Below are 15,220 nucleotides of genomic sequence, written 5' to 3' on the forward strand. Positions count from 1 at the left end.
CGGCTTCGCCGCGCTTGCGATCGCCGCTAGGGCCGCCACCACGGCCGCAGCGGCAGATTCTGCGCACCGGCCCCGTTGGCCGCGAGCACGTGGTGCAACTGAATCGCGTTGTTTTCGAAGCCCAGCCGGGAGCCGGCCATGTACAGGCCCCACACCTTGGCGGTGGCCAACCCGACCTCGGCGACCGCGTCATCCCAGTGCGCCACCAGATTCGCGCACCAATCGCGCAGGGTCAGCTCGTAGTGGTTGCGCAGGTTCTCGTTGTGCAGCACTTCCATGCCGGCGTCCTGGATCTCGCTGATGATGCGGCCAGACCCGGCCAGTTCCCCATCGGGGAAGACGTAGCGGTCGATGAAATAGCCTGCCGTCACATTGGACTTGTTGTCCGCCCGGGTGATGCAGTGATTCAGCAGCAGCCCCCCGCGACGCAGCTTGGACTTCAGGAACCCGAAATATGCGGGATAGTTGGCGACGCCGATGTGCTCGGTCATGCCGATCGAGGAGACCGCGTCGAAGCCGGACTCGTCGACATCGCGGTAGTCGCAGTGCCGCACCTCGGCCAGCTCGGACAATTCCTCGTCGGCGATCGCGCGCTGGGCCCATCGGGCCTGCTCCGCCGAGAGCGTGGCGCCGATGGCGCGCACTCCCTGCCGGGCCGCGTAGCGCACCATGCCGCCCCAGCCGCATCCCACGTCGAGCAGGGTGTCGCCGGCGGACAGCCGCAGCTTGTCGAAGACCAGCCGGTACTTGTTCTCCTGGGCCAGCTCCAGTGTCGCCTCCGGGTGGGGGTAGACGGCACAGGTGTAGGTCATCGACGGGCCCAGCACCCACTCGTAGAAGTCGTTGGACACGTCGTAGTGATGGTGAATGGCCTCGGCATCACGGGATTTGCTGTGCCGCAAACCTTCCGCGACGCGTCGCCACCGGGGCAGGGACTCTTGGGGTGGCGGGGCGATCGGCACCAGGTGCTCGATGCCGATCGAGCGCACGATGTTGGCCAGCACACGCGGCGAGGGCCGTTTGAAGTGCAGTTCGTGGGCCAGCGCCTTGAGCAACAGGTAGGGATCGCCCGGGTGCACGCCGTGCACGCCCAGGTCGCCGGCGACGTAGGCGCGGGCCATTCCCAGATCGCCTGGAGCGGTGGCCAGGTAGGTGGTGCCGCGCGGGGTCAACAGCTCCAGGCCCAGCGGTGCGTCGTCGGGTCCGGTGCTGCTGCCGTCGTAGGCGGTGAAACGCAGCGGCAGGTGGTTGTCGGTGGTCAGAGTCTCCAGAACCTGGGCGAGGTTCAGGCGGCCGGTTGCAATGCGCAGCTGTTCGCTTTCGATCGTCATCGTCGTCGCACCGCCTTGGCGTAGAGGTCCAGAAGCCGGGAATCGGGGTCGTAGGTCTGCTTGATCGCCCGGTAGGTCGCCCCGCCGTAGAGCTCGTCGAACTCGCTGGGGGAGTAGTAGGCGTCGGAGTACAGCGACTTGTGGCCGTCGAGTTCGCTCACCTGGGCTTCGATGAGGCGGTTGGTGGCGCCTTCGGTGGCACCCGCCGGGACCGAGGACCAGAATCCGACGTTGACGTAGGTGCGGTTGGGCCGGATCGGGTACAGCGGCCACTGTTCGTCGCCGCGCAACCGCAGTGGGCACAACCACACCGGCTCGATCGGCACGTGAGCGAAGAACCAGTCGAGGAATTCCCCGCAGCGTTCCAGCGGGACCTCGATGTCTTGCACCACGCGCTCCCGCGGTGGGCGGTTATGCCGCTTTTCGATCCGGTCGGCGATGGAGAACCGCTGGTCGTAGGCGATCAGTTTCGAGTAGACGCTGCTGCGCCGGTAGCGCCGCGGCCACCACCGGCGTATCAGGGGGCGCTGCGCCCCGAACGCCCGCGAGCACCAGAACCAGTCGGTGTCCCAGCGCCAGAGGTAGTCGTGAATGGTCAGCCGGTCGTCTTTGATGCCGCCGCCATGCCGGATCGAGCGGTAGTAGATCTGCTGGCCGGTGTAGTCGCTGACCGCGCCGGGCGAGTCGGTCGCGATACCGACACACAGGTAGCTCTCCCGCGGGCTGAAGACCACCCCGTCGAGGTAGTCCACCGGGACTCCGTCCAGCCCGCCGGTGTCGATGATGCGGTCCATCGTCGACACCAGCTCGCCCAGGGAGTCGAAGCGGATGTGCCGCAATGCGACGAAGGGCTTGACGGCTTCCAGTTCGATGCGCAGTCGGGTCGAATATCCCAGGGTCCCGTAGGAATTCGGAAAGGCGTGGAACAGATCCTCATGCTGCCCGCGCGACACCGTGAGCAGTTCGCCCGCTCCGGTCAGCACGTCCATTTCCAGCACCGACTCGTGGGGGAGCCCGTTGCGAAACGATGCCGACTCGATTCCCAGGCCGCTGACCGCGCCGCCCACCGTGATCGTCTTCAGTTGCGGGACCACCAGCGGGGCCAGGCCGTAGGGGAGGGTGGCGGCGACCAGATCCTCATAGGTGCACATGCCGTCGACGTCGGCGGTCCGGTTCTCCGCGTCGATGGCGAGGACGCTGACCAGCCCGGAGGTGTCCAGGCCGGGGCCTTGGCGCTTGGCGCGTGCCCGAAACAGGTTGGAGGTGGGCTTGGCCAGCCGGACCGCTGCGTCAGCGGGGATGTTCCGGTAGCTGTCCAGCAGGCGTTGCACCCCCCGCGTGTGGGATGTCGGTGTATCGGCCGGCCGAACGGACATCACTTTCCACGCTAACGGCGGATCGGCAGATGTGCACGTACCGCCGCCGCGGGTCAGGGAATCAGCGTTTGGCTGCTCAGAAAGCTGGCGACGCCCCGCGCGACGGCGTCGGCGTAGCGCTGCCGGCCCGCCGGGCTTTCCATCAGGGCGGCGTCAGCAGCGTTTTTCATGTTGCCGAGCTCGACCAGGATCGACGGGTACTCGGCCAGGTTCAGCCCGGCCAGGTCGGCTCGCCCCTTGAGACCGTCGGAGCCGATGTAGTTGGCCGGGGGGATGCCGGCGGCCTGCAGCTGCCCCCGCATGACCTGCGCGAACCGTACCGCCGGGCCCTCCTGTGCCGGGTTGAGCGGCGGTGCGGAGTAGTTGACGTGGAAACCGCGGCCACTGGGCGCCCCGCCGTCGGCATGGATGGACACGATGGCGTTGGGGTGCAGGGAGTTGGCCATCGCGGCGCGCGCGTCGATGCAGGGCGCCGGGCCGTTGTCGTCGCCCCGCGACATCGCGGTGCGAACCCCCAGGGCGGTGAGTGCCTGCCGGATCCGCAGCGTGGTGTCCCAGGCGAAGCTGTGCTCGGGGTAGCCGGAATTGGTGGCGGTGCCGCTGGTCTGACAGTTCTTGGTGCCGCCCCGGCCGTTGGGCACCTGGCGGGCCAGGGCCGCGGGGTCGCCCCCGCCGCTGTGTCCGGGGTCGAGGAACACGATCATCCCGGCGATATTGGCCGGACCGGCCCAGGCCAAGGGAGCCAGCGGGGCGCTCGGTACCGCGGCGGCCACCACCACGCCGGCGGTGATCGCGATACCGACACGGACAAGAACTGGTACGCGCACGCCGCCAACGTAGGCTGAGGCCGACTACGCTGGGTTTCTCACACGCAGCGGGTCCCGGAGCTGAGACCAAGCCGCAACCCGGTCGAGACCGCGCTCACCACAACGCAAGGAGTGTCATGCAACCAGGAGGCCCGCCCGACATGTCGGCGCTGCTGGCCCAGGCTCAGCAGATGCAGCAGCGACTGCTGCAGGCGCAGCAGGAGCTGGCCGCCACCGAGGTGCACGGAGAAGCCGGCGGCGGCCTGGTCAAAGTCACTGCCAACGGCAGCGGCGAGGTGCTTGCGGTGCAGATCGACCCGAAGGTCGTCGACCCGGACGACATCGAGACGCTGCAGGACCTGATCGTGGGTGCGCTCGCCGACGCCTCGAAAAAGGCGCACACGCTGGCCCAGCAGCGGCTGTCGCCGTTGGCCGGCGGCATGGGCGGCGCGCTCGGCATGCCGGGGGCCTAGGTGTTTGAGGGTCCGGTTCAGGACCTGATCGACGAGCTGGGCAAGCTGCCGGGCATCGGCCCCAAGAGCGCCCAGCGGATCGCCTTTCACCTGTTGTCGGTGGAGCCGCCGGAGATCGATCGGCTGACCGCGGTGCTGACCAAGGTCCGCGATGGCGTGCAGTTCTGCGAGGTGTGCGGCAATGTCGCCGATGCGCAGCGTTGCCGGATCTGCGGGGATCCGCGCCGCGACTTCGCCCAGATCTGCGTCGTGGAGGAACCCAAGGACGTGGCGGCCATCGAGCGAACCCGGGAGTTCCGCGGCCGCTACCACGTGCTCGGCGGTGCGCTGGACCCGCTCTCCGGCATCGGCCCTGAGCAGCTGCGGGTGCGCGAGCTGCTGAATCGGGTCGGCGAGCGGATCGACGGGGTGGACGTCAGCGAGGTGATCATCGCCACCGACCCCAACACCGAGGGCGAGGCCACCGCCACCTATCTGGTGCGGGTGCTGCGCGACATCCCCGGTTTGGCCGTGACGCGTTTGGCGTCCGGGCTGCCGATGGGCGGTGACCTGGAATTCGCCGACGAGTTGACGCTGGGCCGGGCCTTTACCGGCCGGCGCGCGATGGCCTGACGCCCCGGCCGCTCGCCGCTACCGGGGACGGGCCACTTCCACCATCTCGAAATCGGCCTTGGCCGCACCGCAGTCCGGGCAGCTCCAGTCCTCGGGGATGTCGGCCCAGCGGGTACCGGGGTCGATGCCGTCCTCCGGCCAGCCCAGCGCCTCGTCGTATTCGAATCCGCACTGCAGGCACCGGAACAGCTTGTAGTCGGTCATCGGTTCGCTCCCGTCGATTCGTACCCGCAGCCCGGGCACTGGTATGCGGCCATCAGGGGACTGTCTGGTAGCGGGCGAGGATCTCTTCCCGGCGGCGCGGCGAGATGTTGGCCCGGGTGATGTCGCCGTCGTAGTGCGCGAGCACCCGGTGGTCCATCAGCCTGCGCCACAGCGGCGGGAAGTACGTCACCCCGATCAGGGCTCCGTAGCCGGCCGGCAGGTTCGGCGAGTCGTCGAAACTGCGCAGCGTCTGGTAGCGGCGGGTCGGATTGGCGTGGTGATCGCTGTGCCGCTGCAGGTGGTAGAGGAACAGGTTGGTGACGATGTGGTCGGAGTTCCAGCTGTGCTGCGGTGTGCAGCGCTCGTAACGGCCGTTGTCCCGCTTCTGCCGCACCAGCCCGTAGTGCTCCAGGTAGTTCACCGACTCCAGCAGCGAGGCCCCGTAGACCGCGTTGATCACGACGTAGGGCAGCAGGGCGACGCCGAACACCGCGATCATGACGCCCCAGAACACCACCGACATCGCCAACGCGTTCACCACGTCGTTGTCCGGCCAGGTCCGGGGGTTCCACGGGTTCTTGCCGGTCCGGCGGATGCGTTGCGCCTCCAGCTGCCACGCCGAGCGGATACCGCCGACAACGGTGCGCGGCAGGAACTCCCAGAACGACTCGCCGAAGCGCGCCGACGCGGGGTCTTCGGGGGTGGCCACGCGGACGTGATGGCCGCGGTTGTGCTCGACGTAGAAGTGCCCGTAGCAGACCTGGGCCAAGGTGATCTTGGCCAGCCAGCGCTCGAGCTTCTCGCGCTTGTGGCCCAACTCGTGGGCGGTGTTGATGCCCACCCCGGCCACCGTCGCCGCGGTGAACGCCACCCCGATCTTGCCCAGCCAGCCCAGCGAGCCGTCGTAGCCCAGCCAGCCCAGGTCCGAGGCGGTGAACAGGTAGGCGCCGAAGATGGCGGTGGCGTACTGGAAGGGGATGTAGGCGTAGGTGGCGTAGCGGTAGTACTTGTCCTCCTCCAGCGCCGCCATCACCTCATCCGGCGGGTTCTGCCCGTCGGCGCCGATCCAGAGGTCCAGAGTCGGAAGCAGCACGTAGATCAGGAACGGCCCGACCCACAGCAGTATCTGCGACGCGGTCTGCCAGCCGGCCTGGTTCATCGCCCACACCAGCGGCAGCACGGTGAACAGCATGGTGGGCGTGATCAGGCCCAACAGCCACAGGTGACGCTTCTTGTCCTGCCAGATCGCCGGCTCGCCGGCCACGTAGGTACTCACCGCGGTTCACCCTTTCGCCTGGGTCACGCCACCGCACCGGTGGATGCCCTGACGTTAGAGGGGGCCGTGGCCGCGCCGCTCGTCCCGTGCAGCCGGAATTCGGCCGGCTATATGTCCGCAGAGGACAACACGGCAGCGCCATACCACTGGCACAGCAGCAGGGCGATCTCGACGTCGAGACGGTCTTCGGCGATCGGGCGCCCGCGCCGCTCCACCGCCCGCTGCACCCGGTACTTCACCGTGTTGACATGCAGGTGAAGCTGCTCGCCGGCCGCTTTGAAGCTGGACCCAGTCCGCAGGAACACCCGCAGAGTCTCGCGCAGCCGGCCGTCGCCCTCGGTCGCGCAGGCCAGCGGGCCGAGCACCTCACCGACCCACGCCCGCGCGGCCGCCAGGTTCTCACCGCCGAGCAGCGCCGCGGCCGACAGTCCGGGGTCGCCGGCGGCGCTGACGCGAGCGGCGGGCTCGCCGGCGGCGACGGCCAGCCGGTGCGCCGCCATCGCCTGCTGGTGCGAGCGACGGAAACCCTCGACACCGGCGAGCGGATCACCGATGGACACCCAGGGTTCGTCGTCCGCGGCGAGCGCGCAGGCCCGGATCTGTTCCACCACATCGGCTTCGGCGGCCGATGGCAGCGGAAGCCAGGCCCACCCGGTGGTGCTGTCGGCCGGAACGAACAACGGCGCCCCGCGCACCGGCAGCGAGTCGGCCAGTTGCTTGACGAAACTCTCCGCTGCCGCCAGCCGGTCGCCGGCGGAGTCGGGATACCACACCACCACCCCCACGTGCGTGCGCCGCAGCGGGTAGCGGATCGCGGTGGTCATGGCATCGACGTCGAGGCTCTCGGCGGCAAGGATTTCGCGGACCCGCAACGCGCGCACGGCGTTTCGGCTCTCCAGCCAGCGTTCCCGCTCGGCCTGGTATACGGCGGACACCTGTTGGGACATCTCGTCGACATAGCCGAACATCAGCGTCGACATGCTGCCGAGAACGCTCAGACTCAGATCGGGGTCCAGCTCGGCGGCTCGGATCTCCGCCAGCACCAGTTGCAGCGCCACCGAGTGGCCCAGCCGGTAGCCGCGCACCAAGGCGTTGACCGGCACCCCGCGCTGGGCCAGCCGGCGGGCATGCTCCAGAGCGACTGCGGGGGCGGCGATCTCGGTGACCGGGATGTTGTGGCGGATCGCCGAGAAGTACGCCTCGACATTGGCCGCCACGGTCTCATGCAGCAGTTGCAGCAGCGACGAGTCGCTGGTCAGGTCCGGCGACTGCTTGGCAACCAGATCCTCGATCACCGCGATGGTCTCGCCCAGGCGATCGTAGAGGCGCTGCGAGATGGCGATCGCGGCCTCGGCGACGTTCGCGTCGTCGGTGGGAGCGGCCATAGCCAGACCGTAGTCGCCGGCTCGGCGATTGCAACGTGCCGGGCGATGCGGGCTAGACCCGCCGGGGTGCGGCCAGCCGTTCCCGGCGCAGCAGGTCCACTTCCGGCAGCTCCAGGGCGGGCAGGTCGCCGACCACCTTCGACAGCAGCAGATCCGCCAGTTCGGGGTTACGGGCCAGGCACGGGCCGTGCAGATAGGTGGCCACGACGCTGCCCTGCACCGCACCGTCGTAACCGTCGCCGTCCCGGTTTCCGGCACCCTTGGTGACCGCACTCAGCGGCGCGGCGTCCGGCCCCAGCACCGTGCCGCCGCGATGGTTCTCGAACCCGGTCAGCGGAGCGCTCAACCCCGCCAGCAGCGGGGTGGCGACCACTTCGCCGATGCTGCGCGACTCCTGCGGCGAGGTGGTCACGTCGAGCAACCCGACCCCGTCGACCCGTTCCCCGGCCGAGGTCTCATACCAGTGCCCGAGCACCTGGATCGCCGCGCAGATCGCCAGCACCGGCGCGCCGCGCGCGGCCGCGCGCTGCAACCCCGGGTGGGTGATCAGATGCCGGGTTGCCAGCCGCTGCGCGTAATCCTCGGCGCCGCCCAGGGTGTAGAGGTCCAAGGATTCGGGCACCGGGTCGGCCAGGGTGATCTCGACGATCTCGGCGGGGATGCCGCGCAGCAGCAGTCGCTGTCGCAGCACCACGGCGTTGCCCCCGTCGCCGTAGGTGCCCATCACGTCGGGCAGCACCAGCCCGATCCGCACGGTGCTAATTGCGCCGCCTCCTCCTCATCGCTGCGCTCTGCATCGTCGGCGCCGGTCTAGCCATTGCCCAGCCTCCGCTGCAACTGCAGGAACGCGGTGTAGTTGGCGACCACCTCGACCGGCCCGGGTGGGCACGACGCGATCGCCGCCAGGGTGTCGTGCACCAGCGTGTGCGCCACCCCGGCATAGCCGAGCCGCACCGCCAGATCGGTGCCGCGCTCGCCGGCCGCCACCACGGTGGTGTCCTCGAAGTGTTCGAAACGGACGTCCCACAGCCACGAGAGGTCTTCGCCGTCGGGTACCTGCCCGTTGACGGCGATCACCACCCCGGCGGCATGCTTGTCGACCATCGACAGGGCCTCTTGCCAACCGGCCGGGTTCTTGGCCAGCAGCATCCGCACGGTGTGGTCGCCCACCTGGATGCTGCGGTAGCGGCCGGCCACCTCGTGGACCGCGGACACCGCCGCCACCGCTTTGGCCGGATCGGCGCCCAGCGCTACCGCGGCCGCGACGGCCTGGGTGGCGTTACCGCGGTTGACGGTGCCGGGCAGCGCCAGATGCATCGGCAGCACCAGCCCGTCCGGCCCGTACAGGGAGTCGTCGTCGAACCACCACTGCGGGGTGGGGCGGCTGAACTCACTGCCCGTCGAGCGCCAGTGCTCCTCGCGGCGGTCGATCACCTCGCCGCTGCGCGGGCAGCTGACTGAGTCGCCGGACCAGCCGGCGCGTGCGGAGACCCAGACCACGTTGGGGCAGTCGTAGGCGGCCGAGGCCATCAGGACGTCATCGCAGTTGGCGACCACCACGGTCTGCGGGTGACGGGCCAGCCCCGTGCGCAGGGCGCGTTCCACGGCGTTGATCTCGCCGACGCGGTCCAGCTGGTCCCGCGACAGGTTGAGCAGCACCACCACGGCCGGTGACACCGCATCGGCGACGTGCGGGACATGCATCTCGTCGACTTCGAGCGCCGCCAGTTGCGCGCCCCGGTCGGCGGCCAGCGCCGCCACCAGCCCGGCGTCCATGTTGGCGCCCTCGGCATTGGTGGCCACCGCGCCCAGGTCCTGCAGGGCGGCGGCCAGCATGCGGGTGGTGGTCGACTTGCCGTTGGTGCCGGTGACGATGGCGGTGCGCCGCCCCGTCCCGAGCTGGCGCAGGATCGAGCGGTCCAGAGTCATGGCGACCAGTCCGCCGATCATCGCGCCGGCCCCGCGCCCGGTCACCCGCGACGCCCACCGGGCGCTCGCCCCGGCGGCCAGCGCCATGCGTCCGCGGGCGGTGATCATGGCAGCGATTTTAGGGTGGCGGCAAGCGCGGCGCGTGCGCCGGGCAGTTCGAGCGGCGACACGGGCGGCGGCGCTCCGTCTGGGACCCCCGGTCATGCCATCCTCGTCACATGAGTGCTCGGTGGGGCCGCCCGGTCCGCGAATCCGGCGACGGTTGGGTGGTTGTCGACGTCGAGACATCGGGCTTTCGGCCCGGGCAGGCCCGGGTGCTCAGCCTCGCCGCGCTGGTGCTCGACCCGCAGGGCCGGGTGGAACATTCGGTGTCACATCTGGTGAACCCCGGAACCGATCCGGGTCCCACCCATGTGCACGGGCTGACCGCCGAAATGCTGGCGGGGCAGCCACGATTCGCCGACGTCGTCGACGAGGTCGCGGCACTGCTGCCGGGGCGCACCCTGGTGGCCCACAACGTGACGTTCGACTACACGTTCCTGGCGGCCGAAGCCGAGATGGCCGGTGCCGAACTGCCCGTCGACTCGGTGATGTGCACTCTGGAGCTGGCCCGCCGACTGGATCTGGGTCTGCCCAACCTGCGGTTGCAGACGCTGGCCGCGCACTGGGGCGTGGTCGCGACCCGGGCGCATGACGCACTCGATGACGCCCGGGTGCTGGCCGGGGTGCTCCAGCCCGCGCTGCAGCGCGCCCGGGAACGCGACGTGTGGCTGCCGGTGCGGCCGGTGACCCGCCGCCGCTGGCCCAACGGCCGGATCACCCACGACGAACTGCGGCCCCTGAAGGCACTGGCCTCACGGATGCCGTGCGCGTACCTCAACCCGGGCCGCTACGTGCGGGGACGCCCGCTGGTGCAGGGCATGCGGGTGGCGCTGTCTGCGGAGTGCACCCGCACCCACGAGGAACTCGTGGAACGCATCCTGCATGCCGGCCTTGCCTACAGCGACGTCGTCGATGCCCACACCTCGCTGGTGATCTGCAACGAGGAGCGGCCCGAGCAGGGCAAGGGCTACCTGGCGCGTGCGCTCGGTGTGCCGACGGTCTCCGACCGCGACTTCATGGCCTGCGTCGAGCGGGTGGTCGACGGCACCGGCATCGAGGAGTTCGTCGACGCCGGTGCGACCGGCGAGCAGATTTCGCTGTTCTGACGCAACTTCCCCGTCCGTCACTGCAGCCGCTTCCGCCTTGACTGTCAGCGCTGGCGGGCGCAATGCGCGTGCCCGCCTCTGAGCGACAACCCGGCAACCGTCGCCGTTGCGGTCCGTTGTCGCTCAGAGGTGGGCGCACGTCACCCATCCGATCCGCGGTTGCCCGTGGGGCGGATGTGGCGAGGGGAACTTCAGCCGAGCCGGGCGGCCCGGTTCACCGCGGAGACCACCGCCCGCAGCGACGCGGTGGTGATCGACGGTGCGATCCCGACGCCCCAGACGGTGTTGTCGCCGACTCGCGCCTCCACGTAGGCCGCGGCCTGGGCTTCCTCGCCGGCACTCATCGCGTGCTCGGAGTAGTCCAGCACGTGCACGACCACGCCGACGTGACTCAGCGCGTCGACGAACGCGGCCAGCGGGCCATTGCCCGCCCCGGTGATGGTGGTCTCCTCGCCGTCGACCTTGACCACGGCCTCGATGCGGTCGATGCCGTCGTCGGTCTCGGCGGCGGTCAGCTTCTGGTGCATCCGCTCCAGCGGCCGGATCGGGTTGAGGTACTCCTCGGCGAAGGCGTCCCACATCTGTTTGGGGGTGACCTCGCCGCCCTCCCCGTCGGTCAGTTGCTGGATCACCTTGGAGAACTCGATCTGCAGCCGGCGCGGCAGCACCAGCCCGTGATCGGTCTTCATCACATACGCCACGCCGCCCTTGCCGGACTGCGAGTTGACCCGGATCACCGCCTCGTAGGTGCGGCCCACATCGCGGGGGTCGATCGGCAGGTAGGGCACCTGCCAGAGCATGTCGTCGACGTCGGAGTCCGCGGCGTCGGCGTCGAACTTCATCTGGTCCAGGCCCTTGTTGATGGCGTCCTGGTGACTGCCGGAGAACGCCGTGTAGACCAGGTCGCCTCCGTAGGGGTGGCGCTCGGGCACGCCCAGCTGGTTGCAGTACTCGACCGTGCGGCGGATCTCGTCGATGTTGGAGAAGTCGATCTGCGGGTCCACACCGCGGGAGAACATGTTCAGGCCCAGCGTCACCAGGCAGACGTTGCCGGTGCGTTCGCCGTTGCCGAACAGGCAGCCCTCGATCCGGTCGGCGCCGGCCTGGTAGCCCAGTTCCGCGGCGGCCACGGCGGTGCCGCGGTCGTTGTGCGGGTGCAGGCTCAAGATCACGCTGTCCCGGCGCTTGAGGTTGCGGCTCATCCACTCGATCGAGTCGGCGTAGACGTTCGGCGTGGCCATCTCCACCGTTGCCGGCAGGTTGAAGATGATCGGGTTGTCCGGCGTCGGCTCGATCACATCGCCCACCGCGTCACAGACCGCCTTGGCGTATTCGAGCTCGGTTCCGGTGTAGGACTCCGGCGAATACTCATAGCGCCACCGGGTGTCGGGGTACTTGGCTGCTTCCTCCAGGCACTTGCGCGCCCCGGCCACTGCGATGGCCTGCACCGCTGCCTGGTCGGCGCGGAACACCACCCGGCGCTGCAGGACCGACGTCGAGTTGTAGAAGTGCACAATCACGTTCTTCGCGCCCGCGCAGGCCTCGAAGGTGCGCTCGATGAGCTCGTCGCGGCACTGGGTCAGCACCTGCAGGGTGACGTCGTCGGGTACCGCGCCGGTCTCGATGATCCCGCGGACGAAGTCGAAGTCGGTCTGGCTGGCCGACGGGAAGCCGACCTCGATCTCCTTGTAGCCCATGGCGACCAGCAGATCGAACATCCGGCGTTTGCGGGCCGGGCTCATCGGGTCGATCAGGGCCTGGTTGCCGTCGCGCAGGTCGACCGCACACCACAGCGGGGCGCGATCGATGACCCGGTCGGGCCAGGTGCGGTCCGGCAGGGTGATCGGCTCGACCTCGTCGGCGAAGCTGCGATAGCGGTTGACGGGCATGGCAGAACCGCGCTGGGGGTTCCAGACGGGCTGGCCTGGGGCGCGCGGCCCCGCGGGTTGGGTGATGGCGCGCGCGGACGTGAAGGCGTCCGGGCTCGAGGGGGTGGAATAGGTGGTCACGATTTTCGCTCCGGCTTGTGAGGGCTTGTCCAAAAAGACTCAGACCGGCGCATCGGCGAAACCCGCGACGGGAAGCCGGTCCTGGTCAGACCCCGTCGCGGCGTCCGAGCAGGAGCGCGCGCAGCACGTGAAAGAGTTTACACGCCGACGGCGCGGCCCCGGCGCGATGTCCTCGCACGATGCCGCTCCGGAGGCCGAGTGAGCGGGCGGAATGCTTCCCCTATCCTTGTTGAGGTTATAGCGGCCCGATCAGTCAAATCGGCGGAAAGGACGACCGTGGCGCTCGTCGTGCAGAAATACGGCGGATCGTCGGTGGCCGACGCCGACCGGGTTCGTCGGGTCGCCGAGCGCATCGTCGAGACCAAAAGGGCCGGCAACGAGGTCGTGGTGGTCTGTTCGGCGATGGGCGACACCACCGACGACCTGCTGGACCTGGCGCAGCAGGTCTGCTCCGCGCCGCCGGCCCGTGAGCTGGACATGTTGCTGACCGCCGGGGAGCGGATCTCCAATGCGCTGGTGGCGATGGCCGTGGAGGAGCTGGGCTGCAACGCGCGGTCCTTCACCGGCTCGCAGGCCGGCGTCATCACCACCGGGGCCCACGGCAAGGCCAAGATCATCGACGTCACGCCGGGCCGGCTGCAGGCCGCGCTCGGTGAGGACCAGGTGGTGCTGGTCGCCGGCTTCCAGGGCGTCAGCCAGGACACCAAGGACGTCACCACGTTGGGCCGCGGCGGCTCGGACACCACCGCGGTGGCCCTGGCCGCGGCGCTGCACGCCGACGTCTGCGAGATCTACACCGATGTGGACGGCATCTTCAGCGCCGACCCGCGCATCGTGCCCAACGCCAAGCGCCTCGACGCCGTCACCTTCGAGGAGATGCTCGAACTCGCCGCCTGCGGCGCCAAGGTGCTCATGCTGCGCTGCGTGGAATATGCCCGCCGCTACCACCTGCCCATCCACGTCCGGTCCTCCTACTCGGACAAGCCCGGCACCATCGTTTCCGGATCGATCAAGGACATCCCCATGGAAGACGCCATCCTGACCGGAGTCGCGCACGACCGCAGCGAAGCCAAGGTGACCGTGGTCGGCATCCCCGACCTGCCCGGCTACGCCGCCAAGATCTTCCGGGCTGTCGCCGACGCCGACATCAACATCGACATGGTGTTGCAGAACGTCTCCAAGGTCGAGGACGGCAAGACCGACATCACCTTCACCTGCCCCCGCGACAGCGGCCCGGCCGCGGTGGCCAAGCTGGAGTCGCTCAAGAGCGAGATCGGCTTCGCCGAGGTGCTCTACGACGCCAAGGTGGGCAAGGTGTCGCTGATCGGCGCGGGGATGCGCAGCCACCCGGGCGTCACAGCCACGTTCTGCGAGACGCTGGCCGACAACGGGGTCAACATCGACTTGATCTCCACCTCCGAGATCCGGATCTCGGTGCTGTGCGCCGAGGACGATCTGGACAAGGCCGTCGTCGCCCTGCACGAGGCGTTCGCGCTCGGCAGCGACGAGGCGGCCACCGTCTACGGCGGGACGGGGCGCTAAATGGTCGCCATCGGTGTGGTCGGTGCCACCGGCCAGGTCGGCCAGGTGATGCGCGCCCTGCTCGAGGAGCGCAACTTCCCGGCCGAAGAGGTGCGGTTCTTCGCCTCGGCCCGCTCGGCCGGGCGCAAGCTGGCATTCCGGGGCGCCGAGATCGAGGTCGAGGACGCCGAGACCGCCGACCCGGCCGGGCTGGACATCGCGCTGTTCTCCGCCGGGGCGACCATGTCGCGGGTGCAGGCACCGCGGTTCGCCGCCGCCGGGGCCACGGTGGTCGACAACTCGTCGGCGTGGCGCAAGGACCCCGAGGTACCGCTGGTGGTCTCGGAGGTGAACTTCGACCGGGACGTGCGCGGCAAGACGTTGCCCAAGGGCATCATCGCCAACCCGAACTGCACCACGATGGCGGCGATGCCCGTGCTCAAGCCGCTGCACGACGAGGCCGGCCTGACCCGCCTGATCGTCTCCACCTACCAGGCGGTCTCGGGCAGCGGGCTGGCCGGCGTGCAGGAGCTGGCGACCCAGGTCCGGGCGGTGCTCGACGGCGCCGAGCAGCTGGTGCACGACGGTGGCGCGGTCGATTTCCCGGCACCCAACAAGTACGTCGCTCCGATCGCGTTCAACGTGGTGGCGCTGGCGGGTGCACTGGTCGACGACGGCTCGGGCGAGACCGACGAGGACCAGAAGCTGCGCTACGAGAGCCGCAAGATCCTCGGTATCCCCGAGCTTTTGGTCAGCGGCACCTGTGTCCGGGTGCCGGTGTTCACCGGCCACTCGCTGTCGATCAACGCCGAGTTCGCCCGGCCGCTGTCGCCGCAGCGCGCCACTGAGCTGCTGGCCCAGGCTCCGGGTGTGACGGTGACCGACGTGCCGACCCCGTTGGCCGCCGCCGGCGCCGACGACTCGCTGGTGGGCCGGATCCGGGTTGACCCGGGCGCTCCCGACGGGCGTGGTCTGGCGCTGTTCGTCTCCGGGGACAACTTGCGTAAGGGCGCGGCGCTCAACACGATTCAGATCGCCGAGCTGCTGGCTGAGGCTTCAGGCTCCTAACGCGGCTCCCCCCAGGCGCCGA

Annotated in this window: 14 protein-coding genes; 5 read left to right on the forward strand and 9 right to left on the reverse strand. The window is 69.4% G+C overall.

What is annotated here, in order from left to right:
* Positions 1-26: 26 nt before the first annotated feature.
* From G6N14_RS18770 to G6N14_RS18780, 3 genes are read right to left on the reverse strand one after another with little or no spacing between them, the layout of a single operon-like run.
* Positions 27-1,331: a class I SAM-dependent methyltransferase gene (locus G6N14_RS18770; protein ID WP_085136257.1), complete on the reverse strand. Its 1,305-nt coding sequence runs from the start codon at positions 1,329-1,331 to the stop codon at positions 27-29.
* A complete protein-coding gene (locus tag G6N14_RS18775) occupies positions 1,328-2,707 on the reverse strand; it encodes an FAD-binding oxidoreductase (protein ID WP_085136258.1) in 1,380 nt (459 codons plus the stop codon). The genes G6N14_RS18770 and G6N14_RS18775 overlap by 4 nt, the downstream gene beginning before the upstream one ends.
* 53 nt (positions 2,708-2,760) lie before the next feature.
* The gene (locus tag G6N14_RS18780) at positions 2,761-3,534 is read right to left on the reverse strand and encodes an Rv3717 family N-acetylmuramoyl-L-alanine amidase (RefSeq protein ID WP_085136259.1); all 774 of its coding nucleotides are present in this window, start codon (positions 3,532-3,534) and stop codon (positions 2,761-2,763) included.
* A gap of 116 nt (positions 3,535-3,650) precedes the next feature.
* Here G6N14_RS18780 and G6N14_RS18785 point away from each other — a divergent pair, with 116 nt between their 5' ends.
* Both G6N14_RS18785 and recR read left to right on the forward strand, forming a co-directional pair.
* On the forward strand, positions 3,651-3,986 hold the full coding sequence (locus G6N14_RS18785) for a YbaB/EbfC family nucleoid-associated protein (protein ID WP_085136260.1): 336 nt from the start codon (positions 3,651-3,653) through the stop codon (positions 3,984-3,986).
* On the forward strand, positions 3,987-4,598 hold the full coding sequence (gene recR, locus G6N14_RS18790) for a recombination mediator RecR (RefSeq protein WP_046316084.1): 612 nt from the start codon (positions 3,987-3,989) through the stop codon (positions 4,596-4,598).
* 18 nt (positions 4,599-4,616) lie between these two features.
* On the opposite strand, the gene G6N14_RS18795 is transcribed toward recR, so the two are convergent.
* From G6N14_RS18795 to G6N14_RS18815, 5 genes are all read right to left on the reverse strand, one after another.
* Positions 4,617-4,802 (reverse strand): rubredoxin, encoded by a 186-nt coding sequence (locus tag G6N14_RS18795; RefSeq protein ID WP_046316088.1) that lies wholly within the window; start codon positions 4,800-4,802, stop codon positions 4,617-4,619.
* 52 nt (positions 4,803-4,854) lie between these two features.
* A complete protein-coding gene (locus tag G6N14_RS18800) occupies positions 4,855-6,078 on the reverse strand; it encodes an alkane 1-monooxygenase (RefSeq protein ID WP_085136261.1) in 1,224 nt (407 codons plus the stop codon).
* Between the two features lie 107 nt (positions 6,079-6,185).
* Positions 6,186-7,463 (reverse strand): PucR family transcriptional regulator, encoded by a 1,278-nt coding sequence (locus tag G6N14_RS18805; RefSeq protein WP_085136262.1) that lies wholly within the window; start codon positions 7,461-7,463, stop codon positions 6,186-6,188.
* A 52-nt stretch (positions 7,464-7,515) separates the two neighbouring features.
* On the reverse strand, positions 7,516-8,217 hold the full coding sequence (locus G6N14_RS18810) for a type 1 glutamine amidotransferase (RefSeq protein ID WP_085136263.1): 702 nt from the start codon (positions 8,215-8,217) through the stop codon (positions 7,516-7,518).
* Positions 8,218-8,273: 56 nt separating this feature from the next.
* Positions 8,274-9,500 carry a Mur ligase family protein gene (locus G6N14_RS18815; RefSeq protein ID WP_085136264.1) on the reverse strand — a complete coding sequence of 409 codons (1,227 nt, stop codon included), beginning with the start codon at positions 9,498-9,500 and terminating at the stop codon, positions 8,274-8,276.
* Between the two features lie 110 nt (positions 9,501-9,610).
* Here G6N14_RS18815 and G6N14_RS18820 point away from each other — a divergent pair, with 110 nt between their 5' ends.
* Positions 9,611-10,600: a DEDDh family exonuclease gene (locus G6N14_RS18820; protein WP_085136265.1), complete on the forward strand. Its 990-nt coding sequence runs from the start codon at positions 9,611-9,613 to the stop codon at positions 10,598-10,600.
* 191 nt (positions 10,601-10,791) lie between these two features.
* On the opposite strand, the gene leuA is transcribed toward G6N14_RS18820, so the two are convergent.
* Complete coding sequence (gene leuA / locus G6N14_RS18825; protein WP_085136266.1) at positions 10,792-12,609, reverse strand: 2-isopropylmalate synthase; 1,818 nt, start codon at positions 12,607-12,609, stop codon at positions 10,792-10,794.
* Positions 12,610-12,885: 276 nt separating this feature from the next.
* Here leuA and G6N14_RS18830 point away from each other — a divergent pair, with 276 nt between their 5' ends.
* Positions 12,886-14,151, forward strand: a complete 1,266-nt coding sequence (locus tag G6N14_RS18830; RefSeq protein ID WP_085136267.1) for an aspartate kinase — start codon at positions 12,886-12,888, stop codon at positions 14,149-14,151.
* Positions 14,152-15,198, forward strand: a complete 1,047-nt coding sequence (locus tag G6N14_RS18835; RefSeq protein WP_085136268.1) for an aspartate-semialdehyde dehydrogenase — start codon at positions 14,152-14,154, stop codon at positions 15,196-15,198.
* The last annotated feature ends 22 nt before the right edge of the window (positions 15,199-15,220 follow it).

It is taken from the genome of Mycolicibacter hiberniae, from assembly GCF_010729485.1.
Lineage (GTDB): Bacteria > Actinomycetota > Actinomycetes > Mycobacteriales > Mycobacteriaceae > Mycobacterium > Mycobacterium hiberniae.